Origin of the sequence: Hyphomicrobium sp. 99, from assembly GCF_000384335.2 — a bacterium.
Taxonomy (GTDB): domain Bacteria; phylum Pseudomonadota; class Alphaproteobacteria; order Rhizobiales; family Hyphomicrobiaceae; genus Hyphomicrobium_B.
Genome location: NZ_KQ031382.1, coordinates 3,470,935 through 3,493,309 on the forward strand (window position 1 = coordinate 3,470,935; position 22,375 = coordinate 3,493,309).

Sequence of the window (22,375 nt, forward strand, 5' to 3'; positions counted from 1 at the left end):
CTGCGCGCCAACCGCTCAGGCAGACCGGTCCAAGCGCCAATGCTCTCGATCGACGAGAAGCAAATCGGCGTCGACCATTTCGGCCACCAATTCGGCAAATGACGTCTTGTGTCTCCAACCGAGTTTGGCGAATGCCTTGGAGGGATCGCCGTGCAAAAGATCGACCTCCGTTGGCCGGAAGTATTCGGGATCGACGCGCACGAGCACCCTGCCGCTGTTCGCATCGCGCCCGACCTCATCGGCTCCAGTGCCCTCCCAGCGGAGAAGGCGCCCGGCTCTTCGGAATGCGAGTTCGACGAATTCGCGAACCGAATGCGTTTCGCCAGTCGCCAGAACATAGTCGCCCGGCTCATCCTGCTGCAGCATGCGCCACATGCCGTCGACATAATCGCGGGCGTGGCCCCAATCGCGCTTCGCATCGAGATTGCCGAGGTACAGCGTGCGCTGGATACCTTTCTCGATCGCCGCCACACCGCGCGTGATCTTCCGCGTGACGAAGGTTTCACCGCGGACCGGACTTTCGTGATTGAAGAGAATGCCGTTCGAGGCGTGCAGCCCATAGGCTTCGCGGTAGTTGACCGTAATCCAATAGGCATAAAGCTTGGCGACGCCGTAGGGAGACCGCGGATAAAACGGCGTTGTCTCCGATTGGGGCGTTTCCCGGACGCTCCCGTAAAGTTCAGACGTCGAGGCCTGATAGAAGCGCGTCGATCCGGCGAGCCCTAAGATACGGATCGCTTCGAGCAGCCGAAGCGTACCGAGTGCGTCGGCATTGCCTGTGTATTCCGGCGTTTCAAAGCTCACGCCCACATGACTTTGCGCGGCGAGATTGTAAATCTCGTCAGGTCGAATTTCTTGCACAAGACGAATGACGTTCGTCGTGTCCGTCAGATCCCCGTAGTGGAGATGAAAGTGCGTCGCCCGCTCTCGTGGATCGCAATAGAGGTCGTTGATGCGCTCCGTATTGAAGGACGACGAGCGCCGTTTGATGCCATGAACTTCATAGCCCTGCTGAAGCAGAAGGCGCGCGAGATAGGATCCGTCTTGCCCGGCCACGCCTGTTATAAGTGCCGTCCGTCTTCGCTCTGCCATGCGCCCCCTCGTCCGATCACTACCTGAGATAGTAATGGAATCGATTGTGCCCGCAATAGTAGATACGCAGAAAGCGGCTCAACTGCAGATTGTTTCGCACTATATCAGTGGAGAACGGGACGAATGAGGGCGGGCACAATATTCCCGTGGCACCGCCCCTTTGGCCAAGGCATTACGACCGGCGGCTCACTCTTAATCAGCAGTACCGCTCATCGAAGGCGACTCCGGATTTTCAGGATCGACCCGCTGACTTAGTGGGACGTTCCGGCCCTGATCCGTCGACTCGTATTCCTCCGGCGCAGTTGGCCTTTCGACCTTGTCACCGATGTCATCGCTTCCGCTCCACCGGGGACCGTACCCCGATGGGGCAGTCCTCCCAGAGTCATTGTAATAAGCGCCGGGCGATTGGGCGATCGCGGGCGCCGTAGTCATGAGCACACCAATTATTCCGGCGAAAATCAAAGGTATCTTCACAGTATTTGCTCCTCCACGAGCTAATCGGCGGAGAACCTGAAATACCTATAAATGTTCCGTCATCAGATTGTCACAGATCCGTCACTGTGCCTGGCCGGACCGCGCGAGGAACCCTCATTCGTAGCTCGCGTTGCAGGGATGTCATTGGTGCATTGCGCGATTAGGAGCGGGTCATGACGATCGAGAACCTCGCCGTAAGCAATAATGAGCCCGCCGAGCTGTTCGATGCGCGATCCCGCATTGCGCGTCTGGAAGCCAAGGTCCAGCAGGCTGATTATCTTTTGAGCGATGCGTTGGATTCGGCCCTCGATTACGAGGATATGATCCGAAAACTACAGATGGCCCAACAAACTCTGAAAGAGGCGTTGGGCCAGCAAAGCGCTCTTATGCGCGCCTAGACCGGACCCGCATGCACGATGCGGTATTGGTACGGTAAGTCCGAGCAGTAATGGGCCCCGGCACGCTCAGCATCCTCAAAGGACTCGAACGCGCCATCGATGACCTCATTGCCGCCGCCGAAACATCCCTCATCGTCGCCCCGGCAGGATTCACACCAGACGACCACGCGAAATTTTTCCATTTGCCACCCCGTGAAACGCTTCGCACGAGCATACGAATCGGCCTGCCGTGCAGGTCTTCTTTCTGATTTCCCTTCTGAATTTCGGATGAATGTTTTCGTGAACTTCGTGTGCGGCCGTTCACGGATTTCGAACGGGCAGACCAGATCCCTCGAAACTCCGCCCACCGTACTCGACCCTCTACTAAGGCATACGGTGTGAACAAGTGCCGCATCAACCCTGCCAATTCGGTCGCAGGGGATTGAATGTGAGAGACGGGAGCTTTATCTCGCCAAACTCGTTTCCAGGACGCAGCCAACTCTGAGTTTTAGGTATGCCGAAGCAGGCAGTGAAAATCCGGTTCGAAGACGTAGAGGCTGCCGCATCTGACGGCTACTATGTCTTTCTCACTCTCCTAGGCGCAGTCGCCACAACGACGCTCGCGATCATCTTGAGCCTGAGCCTCGAAATGCTCGGCTAAGACGTCGATCAACGCGAGCATTGTTGCGGAATAGCTTTATCCAAAGACCTTGCGAACGGCGATGTCGGGAGATAATTGCACCCTCGCATCATTGGGATACTTTTGGACTCCCGCAAGCGTTACTCGCTTACGGTCAAGGCTCAAAAGTAGCACGCTGGTTCGACGAAATGGCCCGGGTATCGAGAAAAAATAAGTTTCTGGCAGCGATCGCGGGCCGCGTGGTCGTTGGACTGATCAAAGCCGTCAAAAAAACCTCCCGACCCGTCTACCAGCCCCCGACTTTTTTCGACGACCTTCGCGCTGAGGTGCCCTTCATCATGGCGATGTGGCACGGGCAGTTCATGATGCTGGCTGATCTCAACACGCGCGAATACAAAGTCGCGGCGATGGTCGCCCGCCACGGCGACGGCGAGATCGTCGCGCACTTTCTCCGCCAGTTCGACATCTCGGCAATTCGCGGAGCTGGCGCAGGTCACAGAAAAAGGGATCGCGGAGGCGCATACGCCCTTCGGGCGGCGGTGCGCGCTCTCGAAGAGGGAACGATCGTCGCAATGACCGCTGACGTGCCTCCGTCACGGCCGCGCCATGCGGGCAATGGCATCGTTACATTGGCCCGCCTCTCCGGTCGCCCGATCATTCCGGTCGCCGCGGCGACCTCCAGATTTATCGTGCTCAACACCTGGAGCAAGATGACGATCAATCTGCCCTTCTCCGATCTCGCGCTCGTCGCAGGCGATCCGATTTTCGTCGCGCCTGATGCCGATGATGCGGAACTCGAAAGGAAGCGGCGTGAGGTGGAAAACTCACTGAATGCCGCGACGAGCCGGGCCTACGAAATCGCGCAAGCGACCGAACCGAAGCTCGATACCTCGACCTCACAAACGACGAGCAGCCGAAACACCTGAGCTAACGACAACTCACTCCGCGGCAACGCTTTGGTGCGTTTCCTGCTCGCGGCCGCGCAGTTTGTCTTCTTCCGCGCTTATATAGCTGCGGACCCGCGGCACAGCATCGACAGTCTTCGCGAGCTGTATCTGGAAAACCATGAGCCCGCCGTAACGGAACCCGGCTTCCGCCGCCGCCAGATAGAATTCCCACATTCGGCAGAAACGCTCATCGAGCACCGCAGCCGCTTCCGCGCGCCTTGCCATAAACCGGCTTCGCCAAGCCGAAAGCGTATCCGCATAATGCAGCCGTAGGATCTCGACATCTGTCACGATGAGACCCGCTCGCTCGATAGAGGGAAGCACCTCGGCGAGCGTCGGAAGATAGCTGCCTGGAAAGATATATTTGGCAAACCACGGGTTGGTCGCGGACCGGCCGTCCATCCGGCCGATGGAATGAATCAAGGCCACGCCGTCATGCTTCAGACTTCGCCGGACCGTATCGAAGTAGGTATCGTAATCCTTGAGGCCGACGTGCTCGAACATCCCGACGGAGACAATCCGGTCGAAGCACTCATTCAGCGCACGATAATCTTCGAGACGGAATTCGATATGTGAGCTGAGGCCGCGCTCGTCGGCTCGCCGTTGCGCCACTTTAAGCTGCTCGGGTGATAGCGTCAGTCCGGTGACATTGGCGCCTGCGATATCGGCAAGATAAAGTGCGAGACCACCCCACCCGCATCCGATATCCAGAATTTTAGCCTGGGGCTTGATAAGAAGCTTCGCCGCTATGTGCCTTTTCTTGGCGAGTTGAGCTGCATCCAAACTCTGGCCAGGAGTTTCGAAGTAGGCACACGAATACTGCCGGTCGGGATCGAGAAAGAGCTCATAAATGCGATCGTCGATATCGTAATGGTAGTGAACATTCACGCGCGCCCGTCGCCGCGAATTCCGCAACGTCCATCGGCCGAATGCATTGCGCACCATGCTGCGCAGACGTCCGAGTTGCGGCGGCGTAAGGCAATTCAGATTCCGGCCCAAGAGCTCCAGCAGATCATAAATTGACCCGCCCGAGACCTGCAGCCGGCCATCGGTGAACAGCTCACCGAGCGCCATTTGCGGATTGAAGAAAAGCTCAGTTCCGGCTTTTGAATCGAGCAATCTGATGGTCAGCGGCAACCCGCTGCCGTCACCCGCTGAGAGCCGCTCGCCCCCAGGCAACTCCAGCGTCAAGGAACCCTTTTGGACGCAACTATTGAGAAGGGATTGCAATGCGCGTTTCATCGGTTTGCAAAACTCGAGCCGAACAACCAAGAGAAACAACCGGAAAGCATTTTAGTTCCGCATCAAATGCACTCCGTCAATAGGAACTTAGAAGACCACCTCCAGTTTTTCACGTGCATTGCAGTAACTGAGTAAAATCAGTCTAAAGGATTGTCATTTGCGCCAGAGCGATAAGCATTTGAAGCACGCGCCAAAAGCTCGTCCGCGTGCCAATCAGAATAAAGTTCAGAAGCGGTCAAAGCACCTATGGTCCGCGGACGTTACGGAAAATAGCGATGCACTCGATCTCGAGAACCATGTGTTCACGCGCAAACCGGCCGCAATTGCGCAATCGCTGAAGCGCTCCGCCGAGCGAAGCCACAGACGCAAGACGACGCCATTCCAATCGGCGATGTCCATGCTCAATTTTTACATTAATCGTGCGGGCAAGAACCTGACTGCCAAACGCCGGCAGACTTTGGATCGTGCGAAGGACGAGTTGCGAAAAGCATTCGGCCGCACGAAATAGCAGCCGAAATAATCATGGTAGCGGCCTCCGCGTTCGGCTCACGCCGTGCGTGGTCTTTTCCCAGTAAAACGGCCTGAGCACGAGGTCGGCGATCGCGCGATAGGCAGCGAATGAAATCGCGAGCCAATAGACGGGCAAAAATAAAACGGAGACGAGCCGTCGCGGCGCCCCTGTCCCCGCTGACGTGACGGCAATGAGCGACGCAGCCGAAACATACCCTGTCGCGAGATTTAATCCGCACAGCCAAAGCAGCAAGTCGCTGTCCGGCAGAATGCGCATGCCGAGAACGCCATGGATTGCGGCGAAAACATAGAACCAGGGATGACAGAGCATCGAGACGAGCATCGCGCAAATGGTCACCTGAAAACCTGCAAACTTCCACGGACCGAGATCACGCCAAAGGCGTGTAGGCCGCCGCATATGCACGAGATAGGTCTGCATCCAGCCCTTGATCCACCGGGTACGTTGACCGAGCCACGCCCGCCATGTCGTCGGCGCTTCCTCCATCGTTTCGGAATCGATCATGGAGACCTCATAACCGAGGCGAGCTAAGCGGATCCCGAGGTCGGCATCTTCCGTGACGTTGAAAGGATCCCAGCCGCCGCACTTCAGAAGAACATCGCGCCTGAAATGATTTGACGTTCCCCCAAGAGGAATTGCCCAGCGCAAATGGTCGAGGGCCGGAAGCAATCCCCGAAAGAGCGCCGAGTACTCGAGCGTAAACTGCCGGCTGAAGAATGACTCGTCGGCGTTCGAAACGGCAAGCCGCGCCTGCACGCAGGCGAGCCGCGGCCCTCCTTCGATGAACGCGCGCGCCGCCCGGCGAAGCTGATCCGGATCCGGAAGGTCTTCCGCGTCGAAGACTGCAACGAGCGCGCCGCGCGCATCCTGCAACGCGTAGTTCAGCGCCCTGGGCTTCGTCTTGGGTTGCCCGTGAGGAACCGTTACAGTCCGCATGTTCGCATAAAGTCGCGAGGTCTCAATCGCCCGCCGCGTGGCATGATCGTCCTCCTCTGTGATGAAAAGGATCTCCAGCAGCTCGCGCGGATAGTCGAGACGCCCCAGCGCTTCCACCAAACCCGGCACGACCGCGACTTCCCGGTAGAGCGGAATGAGCACGGAAAATGTCGGGAGCCATTTGTCGTAGCGGCGGTCGAATGACGGAGAATTTGAACCTCCCCGAGGACTTCGCAGTGCGCGCAAAAATGCGGCCACGCGAAGCGCGGAGATCATGAAGAACGGGATCGTAATCGTCAGCGACCAAAGAACGAGACCGAAGTCCTCAAGCAGGATCAACCCCGCAGTCAACGCCGAAAGCGCCGACAGAAGCACCGCGCGCTGCCACGCGAGGAGCGGAGAAGCCGCGGAAAAGTCCGGTGCGCGGCGCCTCAAATCGTTGACCGCGCGATCAAGTTGCCCAATATCGCGCTGGAACCGCGAATGCGAGGAACGAGATCTCCGGCCACGACCGCGCGATGTGCGGGCAGCTCGCACAGGCGGCGTCTTTGACCGAGCCCCGAACATTCAAGCCCCTGGTTGCCCCCGCGGCGACCGCCGTCGCCCAGCCAGTGACAAAGTATATGCTCAAGGTGTGCAGATTTGAAAGACGTTCAAAAAGGTCGCCCGGGTGAAACCGTCAGCGCCGGGAGCATGAGGGAAGCATGAAGGCTCGAAATCGAGTTCGGGACGTTTTCCTCGCCCTCGCGGCTTTCGCGGTTTTGACTTTCGGCCATTCCGTCGACGCGATATCCGAAGGGGCGGGCCCGGAACGAGTTGCAGCAACGTCCACCCCGCCGCCCACAGACTCTGGCCCCACACGCCGGGTCGTCATCCGGTTTCTGACCGACAGCGACTTTCCGCCCTTCAATTTCTACGATGAAGACGGCGTGCTGGTCGGCTTCAACGTCGATCTCGCGCGCGCCATTTGCTTAGAGCTCGGCACATCCTGCGATATCAAAGCCCGGCCCTGGGAGGAGCTTTTCACGGGCCTGAAGAAAGGCGAGGCCGATGCCGTCATCGCCGCCCACAAAGTCACGGCCTCAGCGCTGAAAGATGTCGACTTCACCGACCGCTACTTCCACACACCAGGCCGGTTCGCCGGACGCAAGGACGAGCCGCAAGTCGAAATGTCTCCGAACGGCCTCGATGGAAAGCGCATCGCCGTCGCCCGCGGCACCGCGCACGAAGCTTTCCTCAAAGCCTTTTTCCGCGACAGCCCGCTGGCGATTTACGAAAACGCCGATTTGGCGCGCGAGGCTCTCGCCGCCGGCAAGGCCGATTTCATATTCGACGACGGCATCTCCCTCGCCTTTTGGCTGAATGGAACCCTATCGCGACAGTGTTGCGAAATGCGCGGCGGTCCCTTTTTGGAACCGAAGTTCTTCGGCGACGGTATCGCAATCGCGGTACCGAAAACCGACCCTGGAATTAGGCTCTTGCTGAACAAAGCTCTGGACCGGGTAAGGGCGTCGGGGCGGTTTGAAGAACTCGTTCAACGCTACTTTCCCGTCAGAATTTATTGAGATTAATAGTCCTCGAAGCTGGGCGTCGCGCAAAAGCAGGCCTAATGCTTTTTGCCTTCGTCGAGCCGACTGGTCTCAACCCGACATCGTCGAGCGAATGATCAAGACCATTGCCCGGGCAGTTCTTCTCGCTTTCCTTTCGGTGACGCTATTGCCGTCACTGGAAGGAACCAGCGATGCCCATGCCGCATACGCGCGCAAATATTCGGCCCGCGCCCGATACAAAGCTGCCCGCATCTATCGTCGAAACCGCATGCTGGCGCTTCGCGCAGCAGCCGTCTCCGCAGCCAAGGCCCAGGCGGGGCACGCGCAAGGAACACCGCAACGCCCGCTCAAGCTCCTGACGAGAGATCAGATCCTCGCGTCAGACCCCGTACGCCTCGAGCGCCTCGGAAACCGCCTCGTCGTCGGCTTTCAAAGCTTTTCCGAGGTGAGACCGCTCGTCGAGAAAAAAGCCATCGCCGGCATCTTCATTACCGACCGCAACGTCCGCGGCCGGAAGGCCGCCGACGTGGCCAAAGACATTCAAGACCTGCAGAACATCCGACGGGCACAAGGCATGCCGCGCCTCATCGTGGCCGCGGATCAGGAAGGCGGATACGTGTCGCGCCTTTCGCCGCCGCTCAAATGGCAACCAACCCTTGGAATGATCATCGCCAAGCTCAAGACCGACAACGAACGGGAGAAAGCCGTCCGTGATTACGCGGAGGCGCAAGCGCGCGAACTCGATCGCCTCGGCATCACCATGAACTTCGGACCCGTCGTCGACCTGCGGCTGGGCGCGCCATCCCGCAACGACGGCGAAACACGCATCTACTGGCGCGCCATCGACAGCGACCCTTATCTCGTCGCCAAGGTCGCCGGCTGGTATTGCGATACGCTGACGAAGTTCAACATCATTTGCACGCTGAAGCATTTCCCGGGCCTCGGCCGGGTAGCGCGCGACACTCACGTTACTTCAGGCGAACTCACCGCGAAGCAAAGTCAGCTCGAACTCAGCGACTGGCTGCCGTTTCGCCGCGTCATGACAGAGCCCGGCATCGCAACGATGGTCGGCCACGTCCGCGTCGATGCCGTCGATAAGGAAACGCCCGCTTCGTTCTCCGATGCCGTCATCAACACGGTGATCAGACCGCGCTTCGAGAACGACGGTCTTTTGATCACGGACGATTTCAGCATGGGCGCCGTGACGGGTTCGAAAGACGGACTGGGCGGCGCTGCCGTAAAAGCCCTCAACGCCGGCGTAGACCTGATCCTGCTCTGCACGATCGACGGCCACTACGACATCCTGATGTCGGCATTGATCGAGGCGGACATCAAAGGCGAGACGGCCCTCGCCCGCGAGAGTGAATCCAACGAAAGACTGAAGCGCTACGTCTTCGTCGATGACCGTGAGCTGCCGCCATCGACACCGCTCCAGGCCGAGCAGACGGGCCCGGCAATTTCGCCGTAAAGCTGAATCGCTCAGCAAAAGCAGCCCCCGACGAGACTTAAAGCGGCGGCGACGGCTTGCTCGCGGGCGCGCCCGCCGGCTTTCCCAAGCCGCGCCGGTCTGCAGCGAGGAAATGACGAACGATCGACCACGTCCCGTCTTTGAGCGCGTACTCCATCGTATAGGTTCCCCCGAGCACGGCCCGCGTGCCCTTACGCTCGCCGGTCAAACGATAGGTGACCGGACCACTCACCACGGCCGTCCCGCAATCCGACGTCAGCGACGACGGCCTGATTGAAATCATCGGCCGCTTGGCGAGCAGATCTTTGTAATATGCCCGGATCGCCTCTTTCCCTTTGTGAGGTTCGCCGTCCTTGCTCGCAATGAGCGTCGCCGCATCCGCATAAAGCGCGGCAACCCGCTCCACATTGCCGCTCGTGAATTCCGCCTTCCATCTGTTTTGGAGCTGCACGGTCTCGACATCCGACAGCTTGATACACGGCGCTTCCGCCCGCGCCGGACCCGTCGTTCCGATGTTTACGATCACCGCCGCAACGCCGGCGATTGAACCGAACACTAGCGACCTAAGCGAGCGCCTGAAGAATACCAATCCGTCCATGCGTGCAGCCCTCCACCTCCCTCCGGTTTTCACGATTCCCAGCCAAAAGGCGACCGCCCGCCCGACGGCTGGGGTGACGAGTGGGGGAATTGCGCGCGGCCCGCAAAAATACTTTCCTCAACCGCGACGAACACTCACGCAGACCCAATTGCCAATCATCGTTGTGTTTGCTACAAGGCACTCAGAAAAGAAGCGCGGGCCCGGCGGCAAAACCACCGGCGTCGGTGTTTTTGTGCATCCCGATAATCTGGATTCTTTAGAGGATACAACCGCTTGCAGGTTCTCGTTCGCGACAACAACGTTGACCAAGCTCTCAAGGCGCTTAAGAAAAAGTTGCAGCGCGAGGGCGTCTTCCGCGAGATGAAACTTCGCGGCCATTTTGAAAAGCCTTCTGAAAAGAGAGCACGCGAGAAGGCCGAGGCGATCCGCCGGGCCCGTAAGCTCGCACGTAAGAAATTGCAGCGTGAAGGCCTTCTTCCGAGCAAGCCCGCCGTAGCGCGTGGCGGTCCCGGTGGTAAGGGCGGTCCGGGCGCCGGTCGTGGTGGCGCAGGCGGCAGCAGCGGTGGTGGTTTCGGCGGCGGCGGTTTCCGCAGCAGCGGTGGCCAGGGTGGCGCTGGCGGCGGCAGCAGCTTCTAAGCTTCAGCCCTTTCGGGCTATGCGAATATTCAAGGCTCGCGATTTTTTCGCGGGCCTTTTCGTTTGGCCAACGTTTCGTTTGACCAGCGCCCCCAGTTCGCAGCCTACGATCGCGCGGCCCTGAGCCTGCTGATCCAACCGTCGACAATGTCGAACGACGGCCCGTCGTGAATGACGTGTCCACCGTCCGGAATAGTGCTCATCTCTTTGGGTTCATTGGCCGCCGCGAAGAGCCGTTTCCCCATCCGCACCGGCACGACGTCGTCGGCTTCGCCATGCAGGATGAAAAGGGGAGCGTGAACGTCGCCGATGTGGCCGATCGAATCGTAACGATCCTTCAGCAGCCAACCGATGGGCAGCCAGGGATAGTACATCGACGCGAGTTCCAGGATCGACGTATACGGGCTGTCCAGGATGACGCCCGCCACCTTCTTTTCTCGCGCCACCTGTATCGCGACGCCACTGCCCAGCGATTCGCCATAGAGGATGATATCGTCCGGACTGACGCCCTCGCCAACCAGCGAGTCATAGGCGAGCTTTGCATCCGCGATGTTGGCCGCTTCCGACGGCGAACCGGTCGAGCCGCTATACCCGCGGTAGGCCATCATGAACACGCCGCGACCGCGATCGAGATACCGGCGGATCGTTTCACGCCTCAGCTCCAACGCTCCGCCGTTACCGTGGAAATAGAGAATCGTCGGCTGCCCGGGCTTCGCGTTGCCGTACCACGCGACGATTCTTTCGCCGTCCGGCGTCGACAGGATCCGTTCCGAGACATCAGGAAGATTGGCTGCGGCCGGCAACGTGCGCGCCGGATCGGGGAAGTAGATGAAATGGCGCTGTGCGATATACATGACCCCCACCGCTGCAGCGTAAATGGCCGCAGCAATCCCAATGACGACTTTAGTTATCAGAAGCATACCGAGCTTGTTTTAGCGCCCACGCCGGACCAGGTACCCAATCCTGTTGCCTTCCCGCTCGCGAATTCTTTCGAGCGCATCCATCACATCCAGACCATGCAGCGGCACCCCGGTATCGGCGACCGCTTCCTGATTGAGTTTTAGAAGCTCGTGGTAGATCGGCTCGGCGGTCTTGTGCAGCATCGCGACGACCGCCACCGTCTTTCTCGGCATGTTTACGGGAACGCGCGGGAAGACCGAAGAAAGCACTTCCTTGGCGTTGTCCGAGAAATGCGACGCAAAGCGTCCAAGCACCGAAACAAGCTTGATGGCTGCCGTCTCTTCGAACCGGTAGTTGTAGCGCTCCATCCATTCGAACAGCTTGTCCATCGTGAAATCCTGGAGCCGGATGCCCGCCGTCTCCCGGTAGTCTTGCCATTCAGCCACCAGGTCGAACTCCGATTCCATATCGATATCGGCCGGCGCGAAGGTGAGATCCGTCGCAACGCCGACGCGGTCCAGAAAGTCTTTGTTCTTTCGCGCGATCTTGGTCGGATACGTTGGCAGCTTGAACATACCGAAGCTGCCCTGTTCATACGCAAGCCTAACGAGCTTCGAGCAGAACAGGTTTCGCGTGTCGTCGGTGCGCATCGAGAAATCATAGAGGATGCGCTTGCCGCCCTTCGCGTGCGACGCAGCCACATAATCGAAGATGCATTTCGCCGCCCGCGCCGCGAGGTCGGCATCGCGATTGCGATAGAGCACCGCCCGGACGATGTTGTGATCGAGCGCTTTGGCGAGCGGCGTGATGACCGCGCCGTCCTCGATCAGGCTTTCGACCATCCAGTGATCGCCCGCGGGATCGATGTACACGATCCCGATGTGGCTGAACTGGCTGTCGACGTCTCCGATACGCGCTATGGCGGCGCTGTTGTGAGCGGTGCCACGGACAAGAATAACGTCGCCCGACCGGAAATTCTGCGCCGCGCCGCTTTGGTAGAAGGGATAATTCACGAGCGTATTGTTGTCGGACCCCGTGAACCCGCGCAGCAGATAGCCGCCCTCACTCACCCGCGGATGACCCGTGGTGATCTCGCCGAGCATGTCGGACACATAGCGAAGCACCCTAAACACGTCGCGAAAGCCCTGCGTCACGTCCGGCGTCATGAGCCCGAGCATCTCGTAATGCCCGAGATGATTGCGCAGCCCGACCCTGAGATCGAAAAGCCGGTAGATCAGCGCCTGCGCGTTTTTGGCGATCGCCGCGACATCGTAATCGGCGAAGCGCGCCTTGGAGGCTCGCTCGTAGATATATTGCAGGTTGCGCGCCAAAAGGGCCGAACTGGTCACCGGAGTGGCAGCCAGAATCTCGATGTACTCGATGTCTCTTTCGAATGACGCCGACGCAACGGGAGCCAACACGGAAAACCCCTCAAGACCAGAATTCGTCGAAGCTATAGCAGACCAATCCCGGTGCTGGGCGAAACCGGTCCGATGGGCAAACGATTGTTGCCGATCTGCCGCTATCCCTGGACTCGATCTACTCTGCGAGAGCTTTAACGATCTCTTCGGTCATTTTCTTGGCATCGCCAAGAACCATGACGGTGTTGTCGCGGTAAAATACCGGGTTGTCGATGCCGGCATAGCCGGAAGCCAGCGACCGCTTGTTGAAGAACACCGTTCCCGCCTTCCAGACCTGGAGCACGGGCATCCCGTAAATCGGCGACGACTTATCGTCTTCGGCAGCCGGGTTGACGACGTCGTTCGCACCGATGACGTAGACAGCGTCGGCCTGCGCGAACTCGCTATTGATATCCTCGAGTTCGAAAACTTCGTCATAGGGAACGTTGGCTTCGGCGAGCAGCACGTTCATGTGCCCCGGCATGCGCCCGGCGACCGGATGAATGGCGTATTTCACCTCGACGCCCGCCTTCTTGAGCGCATCGCCCATCTCGCGAAGCGCGTGCTGCGCCTGCGCGACCGCCATGCCGTACCCCGGCACGATGATGACCTTCGCGGCATTCTTCATGACGTATGCCGCGTCCTCGGCCGATCCGAGCTTCACCGGCTTCTGCTCGCCGCCGCCCGCACCGGCTGCCACCGTTTCACCGCCGAACCCGCCCGCGATGACGGACAGGAACTGCCGGTTCATCGCCTTGCACATGATGTAGGAAAGAATGGCGCCCGACGATCCGACAAGCGCGCCAGTGATGATCAGCGCGACATTGCCAAGCGTAAAGCCGATGCCCGCGGCCGCCCAACCCGAATACGAGTTCAGCATCGATACGACGACCGGCATGTCCGCGCCGCCGATCGGAATGATGATCAGCACGCCGAGCGCGAGGGCTGCGAGAACGATCAGCCAGAACAGCCACGCCGAACCGGCCGACTGGATGAAGGCATAGATGAGGAAAATCAGAAACAGCGCGAGGGCGCCGTTGATGACGTGCCGCATCGGCAGCAGGATCGGCTTGCCGGACATCCGCCCCGAGAGTTTCGAAAAGGCGATCACCGAGCCAGTGAACGTGATGGCGCCGATGGCGACGCCGAGCGACATTTCGAGAAGGCTGCCGCCCTTGATGCCTACGCTCGGGTCCAGAGGATCGGCGAGAATACCGAACGCCGACGGCGCGTAGAGCGCGCTCGCCGCAACGAAAACCGCAGCCAAACCGACGAGCGAGTGAAACGCCGCGACAAGTTCCGGCATCATCGTCATCGGAATTTCGCGCGCCGTCTTGGCGCCGATGAAGCCGCCGATACCGAGCCCGAGAACGATGAGGATCCACGACGTCGCCGTCGGCTCCGCGAGACCGAGCGTCGTCAGGATGGCGATCGTCATGCCGATCATGCCGTAGAGATTGCCCTGTCGCGACGTTGCCGGGCTCGACAACCCCCTGAGCGCGAGAATGAAGAGAACTCCCGAGGCGAGGTAGAGCAGTGCGGCGACGTTTGCGGACATTGGATCGTTTCCCCGGTCCCGTTGTCTGATGTCTTGGGCGCTTCTCTTGTGACCAGTCGAGCGTGAGCGTCAGCCGTCCTTTTTCACTGGCGCGTCTTTTTTCTTGTACATCGCGAGCATGCGGTTGGTGACGAGGAAACCGCCGAAGATGTTGACCGACGCCATCGTCAAGGCGAGGAAGCCAAACACTTTGGCGATGGTGCTATCGGATGAGGTCAGCGAAACGCCGACCGCGAGAAGCGCACCGACCACGATGACGGATGAAATCGCGTTGGTCACGCTCATCAGAGGCGTGTGCAGGGCCGGCGTCACCGACCAGACGACGTAGTAGCCGACGAACACCGCGATCACGAACACCATGAACTCGTAGACCGAGGGACTGATCAGCGTGCCCTCTGCCGCAAAGGCGGACGACGCGGTGAAAAAGAACACCGAAAGCGCTGCAAAAAGCGGTTTCATCACGCGCATGGCGAGGCTCCTCATGCCGTCTTTGTCGCGAAGTTCGGATGCACGAGCTGACCGTCTTTGGCGACCAAAGTCCCCTTGATCAGCTCGTCGTCCCAATTGACCGCAAGCGTCTTTTCCTTCTTGTCGATCATCGTCTCGATGAAGGCCAGGAGGTTGCGTGCGTACAAACTCGAAGCATTGACGGCAATCGTGCCCGCGAGATTGAGCGGTCCGAAAATCTTGACGCCGTTCGGCGTCTCGACGGTCCGGCCGGCTTCGGTCAGCTCGGTGTTGCCGCCGCGTTCGGCCGCAAGATCGACGATGACGGAACCGGGCTTCATGCTTTCGATCATCGCGCGCGAAATGAGCTTCGGCGCCGGACGCCCTGGAATGAGCGCCGTCGTGATGACGATGTCCTGGTTCTTGATATGGTTCGCGATGAGCTCAGCCTGTTTCGCCTGATACTCCGCGCTCATCGGCTTCGCGTAACCGGCGGCCGTCTGCGCCTGCTTGAATTCGTCGTCTTCGACCGCAACGAATTTCGCACCGAGCGACTGAACCTGCTCTTTCGTCGCCGGACGCACGTCCGTCGCCGTCACCTGCGCGCCGAGCCGCCGCGCCGTCGCGATGGCCTGCAACCCGGCAACGCCGACGCCCATGATGAAAGCTTTGGCCGCCGGAACGGTACCGGCTGGCGTCATCATCAACGGTAGTGCCTGTCCGAACATCGAGGCGCCATCGACGACGGCCTTATAACCCGCGAGATTGGCCTGGCTCGACAGCACGTCCATGGACTGCGCGCGCGTCGTTCGCGGCATCAGCTCCATCGAAAAGACCGTGCCCCCGCTTGCCGCGAGGGCTTCAAGACCCGCACGATCGCCGAACGGATCGATCATCCCGGCAACAATGGCGCCCGGCTTCAACGCCCGAATGTCTTCGGCGGACGGACGGCGAACCGAAAGAAGAATGTCGGCGCCTGCGAGCGCTTCCGCCCGGCTAACGATCTCCGCTCCCGCGGTCCGGTAGGCCTCGTCGGAAAAGCGCGATCGGAGCCCCGCCCCCTGCTCTATGCGCACACGCGCCCCGAGGGCCGAGAACTTTTTGACCGTGTCGGGAGAAATCGCGACACGCGGTTCGTCGGCCAGTTCACAGGTAACAGCTATCGTAACCATGTCTCGTTCCAATTGAGCGGGAGGGGCTGCGCGGCTCAATATGAAAAAGGGCAGTCCTTAATCGGGCCGCCCTGTTTTCTTTTTGCCTGTTGTGTCCGGTGTCTCAGACATCAGGCCAAAAAGAACTTCATGCCGGCAAGGATGACGACCACGAAAACGATGCCGTACTTCGTCAGACGCAGAAACGTCTCGTACGTCTCGACATGCTGCGCGTAGTCCATCGACGGACTACCTTTGGATGTATCGATGCTCAAGGCTTCACTCCCCTAGGCCGGTTGGAAATCGTTTCTTTCTTGCTTGGTATATCAGATTGTGGCGAGCTTCAAGCTGTCGCGGTTTTTCGGCCTTGGACATCGGATCAAGCGTCCATCAGAGGGTCGTCACGCGACCAAGTCCAAAGGAACCGGATAGGCGGCTAGATCGCTACTTGCGTGCCGACCTCGACGACTCGATCGGTCGGAATCTGGAAGTAGGTCGTCGCGTCCTCGGCGCTACCGGCAAGGGCGATGAACAGTCGCTCCTGCCAGCGCGGCAGCTCGGATTTGGACGTCATCCGCAACGACCGCCGCGACAGGAAGAACGATGTCGAGCCGATATCGATGTTGCAGTCTTTCCGGCGCGCGTGCTCGAGAATCTTCGGCACGCTCGGCGTTTCCATGAAGCCGTACCGCGCGATGATGCGGATGAAGTGATCCGAAATCCGCTCGATCGTCAGCCGTTCGTGCCGCGCGACACGAGGCGTCTCCACCGTCCGGATCGAGAGCAGAATGTTGCGCTCATGCATGATCCGGTTGTGCTTCAGGTTGTGCATCATAGACGTCGGCGCAGCATAAGGATCGCCGGTGAGGAACACGGCCGTACCCGAAACGCGATGCGGAGGCTTCGCCTCGAGCTTGCGCACGAGCCAATCGAGATCGGCTTCATTGCGCTTCGTGACCTTGGCGAGAACCCGCGTTCCGCGAACCCATGTGAACATGATCATCGCCAGCATGCAGGCAACAGCCAGCGGCACCCAGCCACCTTCGAACAGCTTCAGAATGTTGGCGGAGAAGAACGCCTGCTCGATCAAAAGTAGCGGAATGACGATCAGTGCCACCCGCCAGAGCGGCCAGTTCCAGCACTTCCAGATAACGAAGAACGCCATCAGCGTATCGATGACCATCGCGGCCGTAACCGACACGCCATAGGCCGCCGCCAGATTGGACGAAGTGCGGAACGCGAAAATCGCGACAAGAACGGCGATGAACAGGATCCAGTTGACCCTCGGCATGTAGATCTGCCCGGCCATGCTTTCGGACGTATGCCGGATTTCGAAGCGGGGAACGAGACCGAGCTGAATGGCCTGCCGGGTGAGTGAAAATGCGCCCGTAATCACGGCCTGGCTGGCAATCACCGTTGCGAACGTCGAAAGGATCAGCATCGGGATCAGCATGAAATCCGGGTAGAGCCGGTAGAACGGATTTTCGATCGCGTTCGCGTCGTTCATGACGAGCGCGCCCTGCCCGAAGTAGTTCAGAACCAGCGCCGGCATGACGAAGTAGATCCACGACGCTGTAATCGGACGACGGCCGAAATGCCCGAGATCGGCATAGAGCGCCTCCGCGCCCGTACAGGCCAGAAACACGAGGCCCATCACCGTCAGCCCCAAGAACCCGTGGTGGTAGACGAACGTCATTCCGTAGACCGGATTCAAGGCGAGAAGGACGTGCAGATTGTCCGCGATGTGTGCGAGGCCACCGAGCCCGAGCACGACGAACCAAACCACCATCACCGGCCCGAAAAATCGCGCGACCCGATCGGTGCCGCGCGATTGCATCCAGAACAGAAGAGCCAGCACCAGAAGGGCGACCGGAATAACGGCCCGCTCGAACTGCGGCGCGATGAGTTTCAGTCCCTCGACGGCCGAGAGCACGGAAATGGCAGGCGTGATGACGGCATCGCCGTAGAAGAACGACGCGCCTGCAATCCCGAGCGCTCCGAGCAGCGGAGCGCTGCGCCGTGCCACCGTCTGCCCCAGCGCCATCAGCGCGAACATGCCGCCTTCGCCCTTGTTGTCGGCGCGTAGCAACAGCAGCACGTATTTGATGGTGACGACGAGAGTCATCGCCCAGAATATCAACGACAGCACGCCGAGCGCCGCTTCTGCCGTCGTCAGCCCACGATGGGCAGCCGCAGTTATAGCTTCCTTGAACGCATAAAGCGGGCTCGTACCGATATCGCCAAAGACGACACCCACTGAGCCGATAGCCAATGCCCAGACGTTCTTACTGTGATGCCCCTCTCCGGCGCCAAGGTCGGCGGCGGCCTGAACAGAAGCGGGCGCTTGTGCCATGCAGGCACCTCGACCTTATTTAAAAGGCTGCATAGCAGCAAAGTGGCGGGCTTCTACTCTCACGTCATGCCGTTGGAAAGCGGCAAATTGGCCGCCGAGCGCTGTTAAACGCCCTTCCTAGGCTTGACAATGCATCGCCAAAGGATTCGTTGCACCGTCCTGCCTAGGATTTCCGGGGATGATTTTCACAGTCCTCAGTCGATTTTTTCCAGCTCGTCGATCATGCCTTCGATAACCTTGAGCCCCTTGTTCCAGAACTCCGGATCGCGGGCATCGAGACCGAACGGAGCGAGCAGCTCGGAATGGTGTTTCGACCCGCCCGCTTTCAAGAGGTTGAAATATTTCTGAACGAACTCAGGGTGTGCTTCAGAATAAAGGCCATATAGCGAATTCACCAAACAATCGCCGAAAGCGTAGGCATAGACGTAGAATGGCGAATGGATGAAGTGCGGGATGTAAGTCCAGAAGACTTCATATCCGGGCTTCAGATCGATGGACGGCCCGAGACTTTCCGCCTGAACTTCCAGCCACATTTTGTTGATCTGGTCGGATGTGAGTTCGCCCTCGCGGCGCGCTTCGTGAACCTTGCGCTCGAACGTGTAGAACGCGATCTGACGAACGACCGTGTTGAGCATATCCTCAACCTTGCCGGCGAGCATGGCCTTCTTCTCGCGCGGGTCCTTGGTCTCAGAAATGATCGAGTTGAACGTCAGCATCTCGCCGAATACCGAGGCGGTTTCGGCAAGCGTCAACGGCGTCGGAGCGAGAAGCGGGCCCTGGTCGCGCGCCAGCCACTGATGCACGCCGTGCCCCAGTTCATGCGCAAGAGTCATCACGTCCCGCGGCTTGCCCAGATAATTCATCATCACATAGGGATGCACCGACGGCACTGTGGACGCCGAGAATGCGCCAGGCGCCTTGCCGGGCCGCACGGGAGCATCGATCCAGTTCTTATCGAAGAACTGCTTGGCGATCGTCGCCATCTCCGGCGCAAACCCGTGGTACGCGCGCAGCACAATCTGCTCGGCTTCAGGCCATGAAATCATCCGCTCCGGCTTGTCGGGTAGCGGGGCGTTCCGGTCCCATGACGCGAGCTTCTTCTTGCCGAGCCACTTCGCCTTCATCGCATAGTAGCGGTGCGAAAGCAGCGGATAGGCCGCCCGAACGCTTGAAACGAGCGCGTCGACCACCGGGCCTTCAACCCGGTTTGCAAGATTGCGGCTGTCTGCGACGTCTTTGAAGTTGTGCCAGCGGTCGGAAATTTCCTTGTCCTTCGCCAGCGTGTTCGTAATGCGCGTGAAAAGCGGCAGATTGGCCGTGAAAACCTTGGACAACGCTTCCGACGCGGCCTTGCGCTTCTTCTCATCCGGATCGGACAGGAAGTTCAGCGTCGGCTCCAGCGACAGCGGTTCCTTGTGGCCTTTCACGACGAACTTGAGCGACGACATCGTCTCGTCGAACAACCGGTTCCAGGCAGCGCGGCTCGTCTGCGACTTCTCGGTGAAAAGCGTTTCGATCCGCTCATCGAGCTGATGCGGCTTTTCTTTCCGGAGATCCTCGAACCACGGCTTGTACCGCTTGATGCTCTCGTGCTTCAGCGCTTCATCGATGACGGCGTCATCGATCTGGTTGAGCTCGAGCTCGAAGAAGATGAGATCGGTATAAATCTTCGTCAGGGCTTCCGAGATGTCGGCGTTGAATTTGGCCCGAACGGGGTCCGTCTGGTTCAAGACATAGTAGAGCCCCGAATACGACCCGAGCTTGCCCGCGAGATCGGCGAGCTTCTCGTAATCCTTGATAGGCTCGATGAGCTTGCCGCCGTCCTTCGCAAGTTCGGCGAGACGCCCCTGGTAAGCAGCCTTGATACGCGTTGCCTCGGCAGCGGCTTCTTTGAGATCGCGCTGAATTTTAGGGTCATCGGGACCAGCATAAAGGTCGCTCAAATCCCATTCAGGCATCGTTCCGAGCGGCTGATCGGCGGACGACTGCGAAAGTGCGGCGTCGGAGGCAAAGTTGATGTCCGAAAAAGACTTGGCGCGCATGGGGGTCCTTCACAAACGATGGTTTTCGCCGTGGCTTACCACAGCCGAGCCAAAGATTGAAATTCGCGGCCGGTGATGTGGGATCGTGCAAAACTGGACCAGCGCTGCGAGCGGTAAAAAACTGCCGGTTCAATGTCCCGGAGAAAAAACTTCCGGGTCAGTTCAGCCGCTTACCTGTGAGCGAAGAATATTGTGCCAATTCGAAACCTTACATTTACCCTTGTCGGGCAATCTTCCACCCGTTGCGTAAGTTCTAGGTCACCGCGTGTTTGAAGCTGGAGCAAATCCAGCGTCGCCCGCCGCAGCTGACCGGTGTATCCGTAAGAGTAAAGTTGCGTGCCAATGTCCAAGCGTATTCTCATCGTAGACGACGATCCTGCCCAGCGTCGCATTCTTGAAGAAACGATCAAACGGTTTGGCTTCGAGACCAGAACCTGCGGATCGGGCGAACAAGCGATCCAGATCCTGGAAGGTCCGGAGCACTCGCAAATCGGCCTCGTATTGCTCGACCTAGTCATGCCCGGCATGGACGGCATGGCCGTACTCGACCGCATCGGCCGCGTCGCCGGCATGCCCCCGATTATCGTCCAGACAGCCCACGGTTCGATCGAGACGGCAATCAACGCGATGCGCCGCGGCGCCGTTGATTTTGTCGTCAAACCGGCATCGCCCGAACGGCTTGATGTATCCATCAAGAGCGCGCTCAAAATCGAAGCCCTCGCCGAAGAGATCAACCGCATCAAGAAGACGGTCGATGGCACGCTGACGTTCGGCGACCTCGTCCTCCGCGGCGAAGCGATGAAGCGCGTCATCACGCTCGGCAAGCGCGCCGCAGCTTCAAACATTCCCGTTCTGATCGAAGGCGAAAGCGGCGTCGGCAAAGAGCTGATAGCGCGCGCCATCCAGGGCGAAAGCGATCGCGCCGGCAAGCCGTTCATTACCGTGAACTGTGGCGCGATCCCCGAAAACCTTATTGAAAGCATCCTTTTCGGCCACGAAAAGGGCTCCTTCACCGGCGCAACCGACAAACGTATCGGCAAATTCCAGGAAGCCGACGGCGGCACGCTCTTCCTCGATGAGGTCGGCGAGCTTCCGCTCGAAGCCCAGGTGAAACTGCTCCGCGCCTTGCAGGAAGGCGAGATCGACCCCGTCGGCGCCAAGCGTCCGGTGAAGGTGAACTTCCGTCTCATCTCCGCGACCAACCGCGACATGATCCAGCAAGTGAAGGACGGCAAGTTCCGCGAGGACCTCTACTACCGCCTCAACGTCTTCCCGATTTTCATCCCGCCGCTGCGCGAACGGATTGAAGACATTCCTGAGCTTGCCCGCCACTTCCTCGCGCGCTTCGCGGCCGAAGAAGGCAAGCGCGTCGCAACGATCTCCGACCGCGCGATGAGGCTCCTTCAGGCGTATTCCTGGCCCGGCAACGTCCGCCAGCTCGAGAACGCAGTCTTCCGCGCCGTCGTCCTCGCAGACGGACCCGAGCTTTCGGTTGCTGAGTTCCCGCAGATCGCAGCTCACGTCGAAGGCTTCGAGACGGAGATTCCGGCGGCACCCTCGACCGTACAGAAAGCCCCGGCCTATACGGGCCCCGCTCTGCTCGGCGCCGAGAACACCGTCCCTCATACGATCGAAATGAAGACGCCCGCGTCCGGCGGCAGCTCGCTCGGTATCCAGGCAGTCGCCGAGGACGGCGAAATCCGCTCCCTCGAGGCCATCGAAGCCGACATGATCCGCTTGGCCCTCGGCCGTTATCGCGGACACATGACGGAAGTGGCCAAGCGGCTCAACATCGGCCGGTCGACACTCTACCGGAAGATGCAGGAATACGGATTAGAGCCCCGCACCAACTAGCCCAAGCGACAGAACCAAATGCGCGTACGCAGAGTTTGCGTACGCCGGGTTTTGGCCGGCCGTTCGGGTCGCTGTTGCCTTGGTGTCGCCCTGAATTCGAATTTTTTTAGTGAGAGGACGGAGCCCCTTCGCCCTCGAACGCAAGAGCCCCGGCTGCATCCGGGGCTTTTGCATTTTTAGA

Annotated in this window: 21 protein-coding genes; 8 read left to right on the forward strand and 13 right to left on the reverse strand. The window is 59.5% G+C overall.

What is annotated here, in order from left to right; genetic code table 11:
- Nucleotides 1-15: 15 nt before the first annotated feature.
- Nucleotides 16-1,092, reverse strand: a complete 1,077-nt coding sequence (gene gmd, locus G359_RS16780; RefSeq protein ID WP_045837051.1) for a GDP-mannose 4,6-dehydratase — start codon at nucleotides 1,090-1,092, stop codon at nucleotides 16-18.
- Between the two features lie 647 nt (nucleotides 1,093-1,739).
- Here gmd and G359_RS16785 point away from each other — a divergent pair.
- Nucleotides 1,740-1,964 carry a hypothetical protein gene (locus G359_RS16785; RefSeq protein ID WP_045837052.1) on the forward strand — a complete coding sequence of 75 codons (225 nt, stop codon included), beginning with the start codon at nucleotides 1,740-1,742 and terminating at the stop codon, nucleotides 1,962-1,964.
- On the opposite strand, the gene G359_RS20175 is transcribed toward G359_RS16785, so the two are convergent.
- The gene (locus tag G359_RS20175; protein WP_082073111.1) at nucleotides 1,961-2,146 is read right to left on the reverse strand and encodes a hypothetical protein; all 186 of its coding nucleotides are present in this window, start codon (nucleotides 2,144-2,146) and stop codon (nucleotides 1,961-1,963) included. The two genes, G359_RS16785 and G359_RS20175, sit on opposite strands and share 4 nt — an antisense overlap.
- 311 nt (nucleotides 2,147-2,457) lie before the next feature.
- Here G359_RS20175 and G359_RS20605 point away from each other — a divergent pair, with 311 nt between their 5' ends.
- Both G359_RS20605 and G359_RS16795 read left to right on the forward strand, forming a co-directional pair.
- A complete protein-coding gene (locus tag G359_RS20605) occupies nucleotides 2,458-2,604 on the forward strand; it encodes a hypothetical protein (RefSeq protein WP_156150814.1) in 147 nt (48 codons plus the stop codon).
- 167 nt (nucleotides 2,605-2,771) lie between these two features.
- The gene (locus G359_RS16795; RefSeq protein ID WP_045837054.1) at nucleotides 2,772-3,509 is read left to right on the forward strand and encodes a lysophospholipid acyltransferase family protein; all 738 of its coding nucleotides are present in this window, start codon (nucleotides 2,772-2,774) and stop codon (nucleotides 3,507-3,509) included.
- 12 nt (nucleotides 3,510-3,521) lie between these two features.
- Here G359_RS16795 and G359_RS16800 read toward each other — a convergent pair whose 3' ends face one another.
- Nucleotides 3,522-4,772 (reverse strand): SAM-dependent methyltransferase, encoded by a 1,251-nt coding sequence (locus tag G359_RS16800; RefSeq protein WP_045838150.1) that lies wholly within the window; start codon nucleotides 4,770-4,772, stop codon nucleotides 3,522-3,524.
- 178 nt (nucleotides 4,773-4,950) lie between these two features.
- On the opposite strand from G359_RS16800, the gene G359_RS16805 reads away from it, so the two are divergent.
- On the forward strand, nucleotides 4,951-5,280 hold the full coding sequence (locus tag G359_RS16805; RefSeq protein WP_045838151.1) for a DUF3175 domain-containing protein: 330 nt from the start codon (nucleotides 4,951-4,953) through the stop codon (nucleotides 5,278-5,280).
- Nucleotides 5,281-5,292: 12 nt separating this feature from the next.
- On the opposite strand, the gene G359_RS16810 is transcribed toward G359_RS16805, so the two are convergent.
- Nucleotides 5,293-6,672: a glycosyltransferase gene (locus tag G359_RS16810; RefSeq protein WP_245280075.1), complete on the reverse strand. Its 1,380-nt coding sequence runs from the start codon at nucleotides 6,670-6,672 to the stop codon at nucleotides 5,293-5,295.
- A gap of 269 nt (nucleotides 6,673-6,941) precedes the next feature.
- Here G359_RS16810 and G359_RS16815 point away from each other — a divergent pair, with 269 nt between their 5' ends.
- On the forward strand, nucleotides 6,942-7,802 hold the full coding sequence (locus G359_RS16815) for a transporter substrate-binding domain-containing protein (protein WP_045837056.1): 861 nt from the start codon (nucleotides 6,942-6,944) through the stop codon (nucleotides 7,800-7,802).
- A 97-nt stretch (nucleotides 7,803-7,899) separates the two neighbouring features.
- Complete coding sequence (locus tag G359_RS16820; protein WP_045837057.1) at nucleotides 7,900-9,255, forward strand: glycoside hydrolase family 3 N-terminal domain-containing protein; 1,356 nt, start codon at nucleotides 7,900-7,902, stop codon at nucleotides 9,253-9,255.
- 37 nt (nucleotides 9,256-9,292) lie between these two features.
- Here G359_RS16820 and G359_RS16825 read toward each other — a convergent pair whose 3' ends face one another.
- Nucleotides 9,293-9,853: a nuclear transport factor 2 family protein gene (locus G359_RS16825; protein WP_082072981.1), complete on the reverse strand. Its 561-nt coding sequence runs from the start codon at nucleotides 9,851-9,853 to the stop codon at nucleotides 9,293-9,295.
- 273 nt (nucleotides 9,854-10,126) lie between these two features.
- Between G359_RS16825 and rpsU the strand changes: the two genes are divergently transcribed.
- Entirely contained in the window at nucleotides 10,127-10,489 is a 363-nt protein-coding gene (rpsU, locus tag G359_RS16830) for a 30S ribosomal protein S21 (protein ID WP_045837059.1), read from the forward strand.
- A 104-nt stretch (nucleotides 10,490-10,593) separates the two neighbouring features.
- On the opposite strand, the gene G359_RS16835 is transcribed toward rpsU, so the two are convergent.
- The 8 genes from G359_RS16835 to G359_RS16870 form a co-directional block, all read right to left on the reverse strand.
- Nucleotides 10,594-11,409 (reverse strand): alpha/beta hydrolase, encoded by an 816-nt coding sequence (locus tag G359_RS16835; protein ID WP_045837060.1) that lies wholly within the window; start codon nucleotides 11,407-11,409, stop codon nucleotides 10,594-10,596.
- Nucleotides 11,410-11,421: 12 nt separating this feature from the next.
- The gene (locus tag G359_RS16840) at nucleotides 11,422-12,810 is read right to left on the reverse strand and encodes a YiiX/YebB-like N1pC/P60 family cysteine hydrolase (protein ID WP_045837061.1); all 1,389 of its coding nucleotides are present in this window, start codon (nucleotides 12,808-12,810) and stop codon (nucleotides 11,422-11,424) included.
- Between the two features lie 118 nt (nucleotides 12,811-12,928).
- Nucleotides 12,929-14,347, reverse strand: a complete 1,419-nt coding sequence (locus G359_RS16845) for an NAD(P)(+) transhydrogenase (Re/Si-specific) subunit beta (RefSeq protein WP_045837062.1) — start codon at nucleotides 14,345-14,347, stop codon at nucleotides 12,929-12,931.
- A 69-nt stretch (nucleotides 14,348-14,416) separates the two neighbouring features.
- Nucleotides 14,417-14,830, reverse strand: a complete 414-nt coding sequence (locus G359_RS16850; RefSeq protein ID WP_082072982.1) for a proton-translocating transhydrogenase family protein — start codon at nucleotides 14,828-14,830, stop codon at nucleotides 14,417-14,419.
- Nucleotides 14,827-15,966, reverse strand: coding sequence for a Re/Si-specific NAD(P)(+) transhydrogenase subunit alpha (locus G359_RS16855; RefSeq protein ID WP_045837063.1), 1,140 nt, complete (start codon nucleotides 15,964-15,966; stop codon nucleotides 14,827-14,829). Before G359_RS16855 ends, G359_RS16850 begins: the two co-directional genes overlap by 4 nt.
- A 110-nt stretch (nucleotides 15,967-16,076) precedes the next feature.
- On the reverse strand, nucleotides 16,077-16,220 hold the full coding sequence (locus G359_RS16860; RefSeq protein ID WP_045837064.1) for an aa3-type cytochrome c oxidase subunit IV: 144 nt from the start codon (nucleotides 16,218-16,220) through the stop codon (nucleotides 16,077-16,079).
- 161 nt (nucleotides 16,221-16,381) lie between these two features.
- Nucleotides 16,382-18,298 (reverse strand): potassium transporter Kup, encoded by a 1,917-nt coding sequence (locus tag G359_RS16865; RefSeq protein ID WP_045837065.1) that lies wholly within the window; start codon nucleotides 18,296-18,298, stop codon nucleotides 16,382-16,384.
- Between the two features lie 194 nt (nucleotides 18,299-18,492).
- On the reverse strand, nucleotides 18,493-20,340 hold the full coding sequence (locus G359_RS16870) for a M3 family oligoendopeptidase (RefSeq protein WP_045837066.1): 1,848 nt from the start codon (nucleotides 20,338-20,340) through the stop codon (nucleotides 18,493-18,495).
- 342 nt (nucleotides 20,341-20,682) lie between these two features.
- Between G359_RS16870 and G359_RS16875 the strand changes: the two genes are divergently transcribed.
- A complete protein-coding gene (locus G359_RS16875) occupies nucleotides 20,683-22,194 on the forward strand; it encodes a sigma-54-dependent transcriptional regulator (protein ID WP_045837067.1) in 1,512 nt (503 codons plus the stop codon).
- Nucleotides 22,195-22,375 lie beyond the last annotated feature (181 nt).

Excerpts from the sequence above, each read along its gene's own strand:
- G359_RS20175 (WP_082073111.1), bottom strand. The coding sequence starts at position 2,146 with ATGGAAAAATTTCGCGTGGTCGTCTGGTGTGAATCCTGCCGGGGCGAC.
- G359_RS16815 (WP_045837056.1), top strand. The coding sequence starts at position 6,942 with ATGAAGGCTCGAAATCGAGTTCGGGACGTTTTCCTCGCCCTCGCGGCT.
- G359_RS16825 (WP_082072981.1), bottom strand. The coding sequence starts at position 9,853 with ATGGACGGATTGGTATTCTTCAGGCGCTCGCTTAGGTCGCTAGTGTTC.
- gmd (WP_045837051.1), bottom strand. The coding sequence starts at position 1,092 with ATGGCAGAGCGAAGACGGACGGCACTTATAACAGGCGTGGCCGGGCAA.
- G359_RS16795 (WP_045837054.1), top strand. The coding sequence starts at position 2,772 with ATGGCCCGGGTATCGAGAAAAAATAAGTTTCTGGCAGCGATCGCGGGC.
- G359_RS16835 (WP_045837060.1), bottom strand. The coding sequence starts at position 11,409 with ATGCTTCTGATAACTAAAGTCGTCATTGGGATTGCTGCGGCCATTTAC.
- G359_RS16820 (WP_045837057.1), top strand. The coding sequence starts at position 7,900 with ATGATCAAGACCATTGCCCGGGCAGTTCTTCTCGCTTTCCTTTCGGTG.
- G359_RS16870 (WP_045837066.1), bottom strand. The coding sequence starts at position 20,340 with ATGCGCGCCAAGTCTTTTTCGGACATCAACTTTGCCTCCGACGCCGCA.
- G359_RS16800 (WP_045838150.1), bottom strand. The coding sequence starts at position 4,772 with ATGAAACGCGCATTGCAATCCCTTCTCAATAGTTGCGTCCAAAAGGGT.
- G359_RS16845 (WP_045837062.1), bottom strand. The coding sequence starts at position 14,347 with ATGTCCGCAAACGTCGCCGCACTGCTCTACCTCGCCTCGGGAGTTCTC.
- G359_RS16785 (WP_045837052.1), top strand. The coding sequence starts at position 1,740 with ATGACGATCGAGAACCTCGCCGTAAGCAATAATGAGCCCGCCGAGCTG.
- G359_RS16865 (WP_045837065.1), bottom strand. The coding sequence starts at position 18,298 with ATGGCACAAGCGCCCGCTTCTGTTCAGGCCGCCGCCGACCTTGGCGCC.
- G359_RS16850 (WP_082072982.1), bottom strand. The coding sequence starts at position 14,830 with ATGAGGAGCCTCGCCATGCGCGTGATGAAACCGCTTTTTGCAGCGCTT.
- G359_RS16875 (WP_045837067.1), top strand. The coding sequence starts at position 20,683 with ATGTCCAAGCGTATTCTCATCGTAGACGACGATCCTGCCCAGCGTCGC.
- G359_RS20605 (WP_156150814.1), top strand. The coding sequence starts at position 2,458 with ATGCCGAAGCAGGCAGTGAAAATCCGGTTCGAAGACGTAGAGGCTGCC.
- G359_RS16855 (WP_045837063.1), bottom strand. The coding sequence starts at position 15,966 with ATGGTTACGATAGCTGTTACCTGTGAACTGGCCGACGAACCGCGTGTC.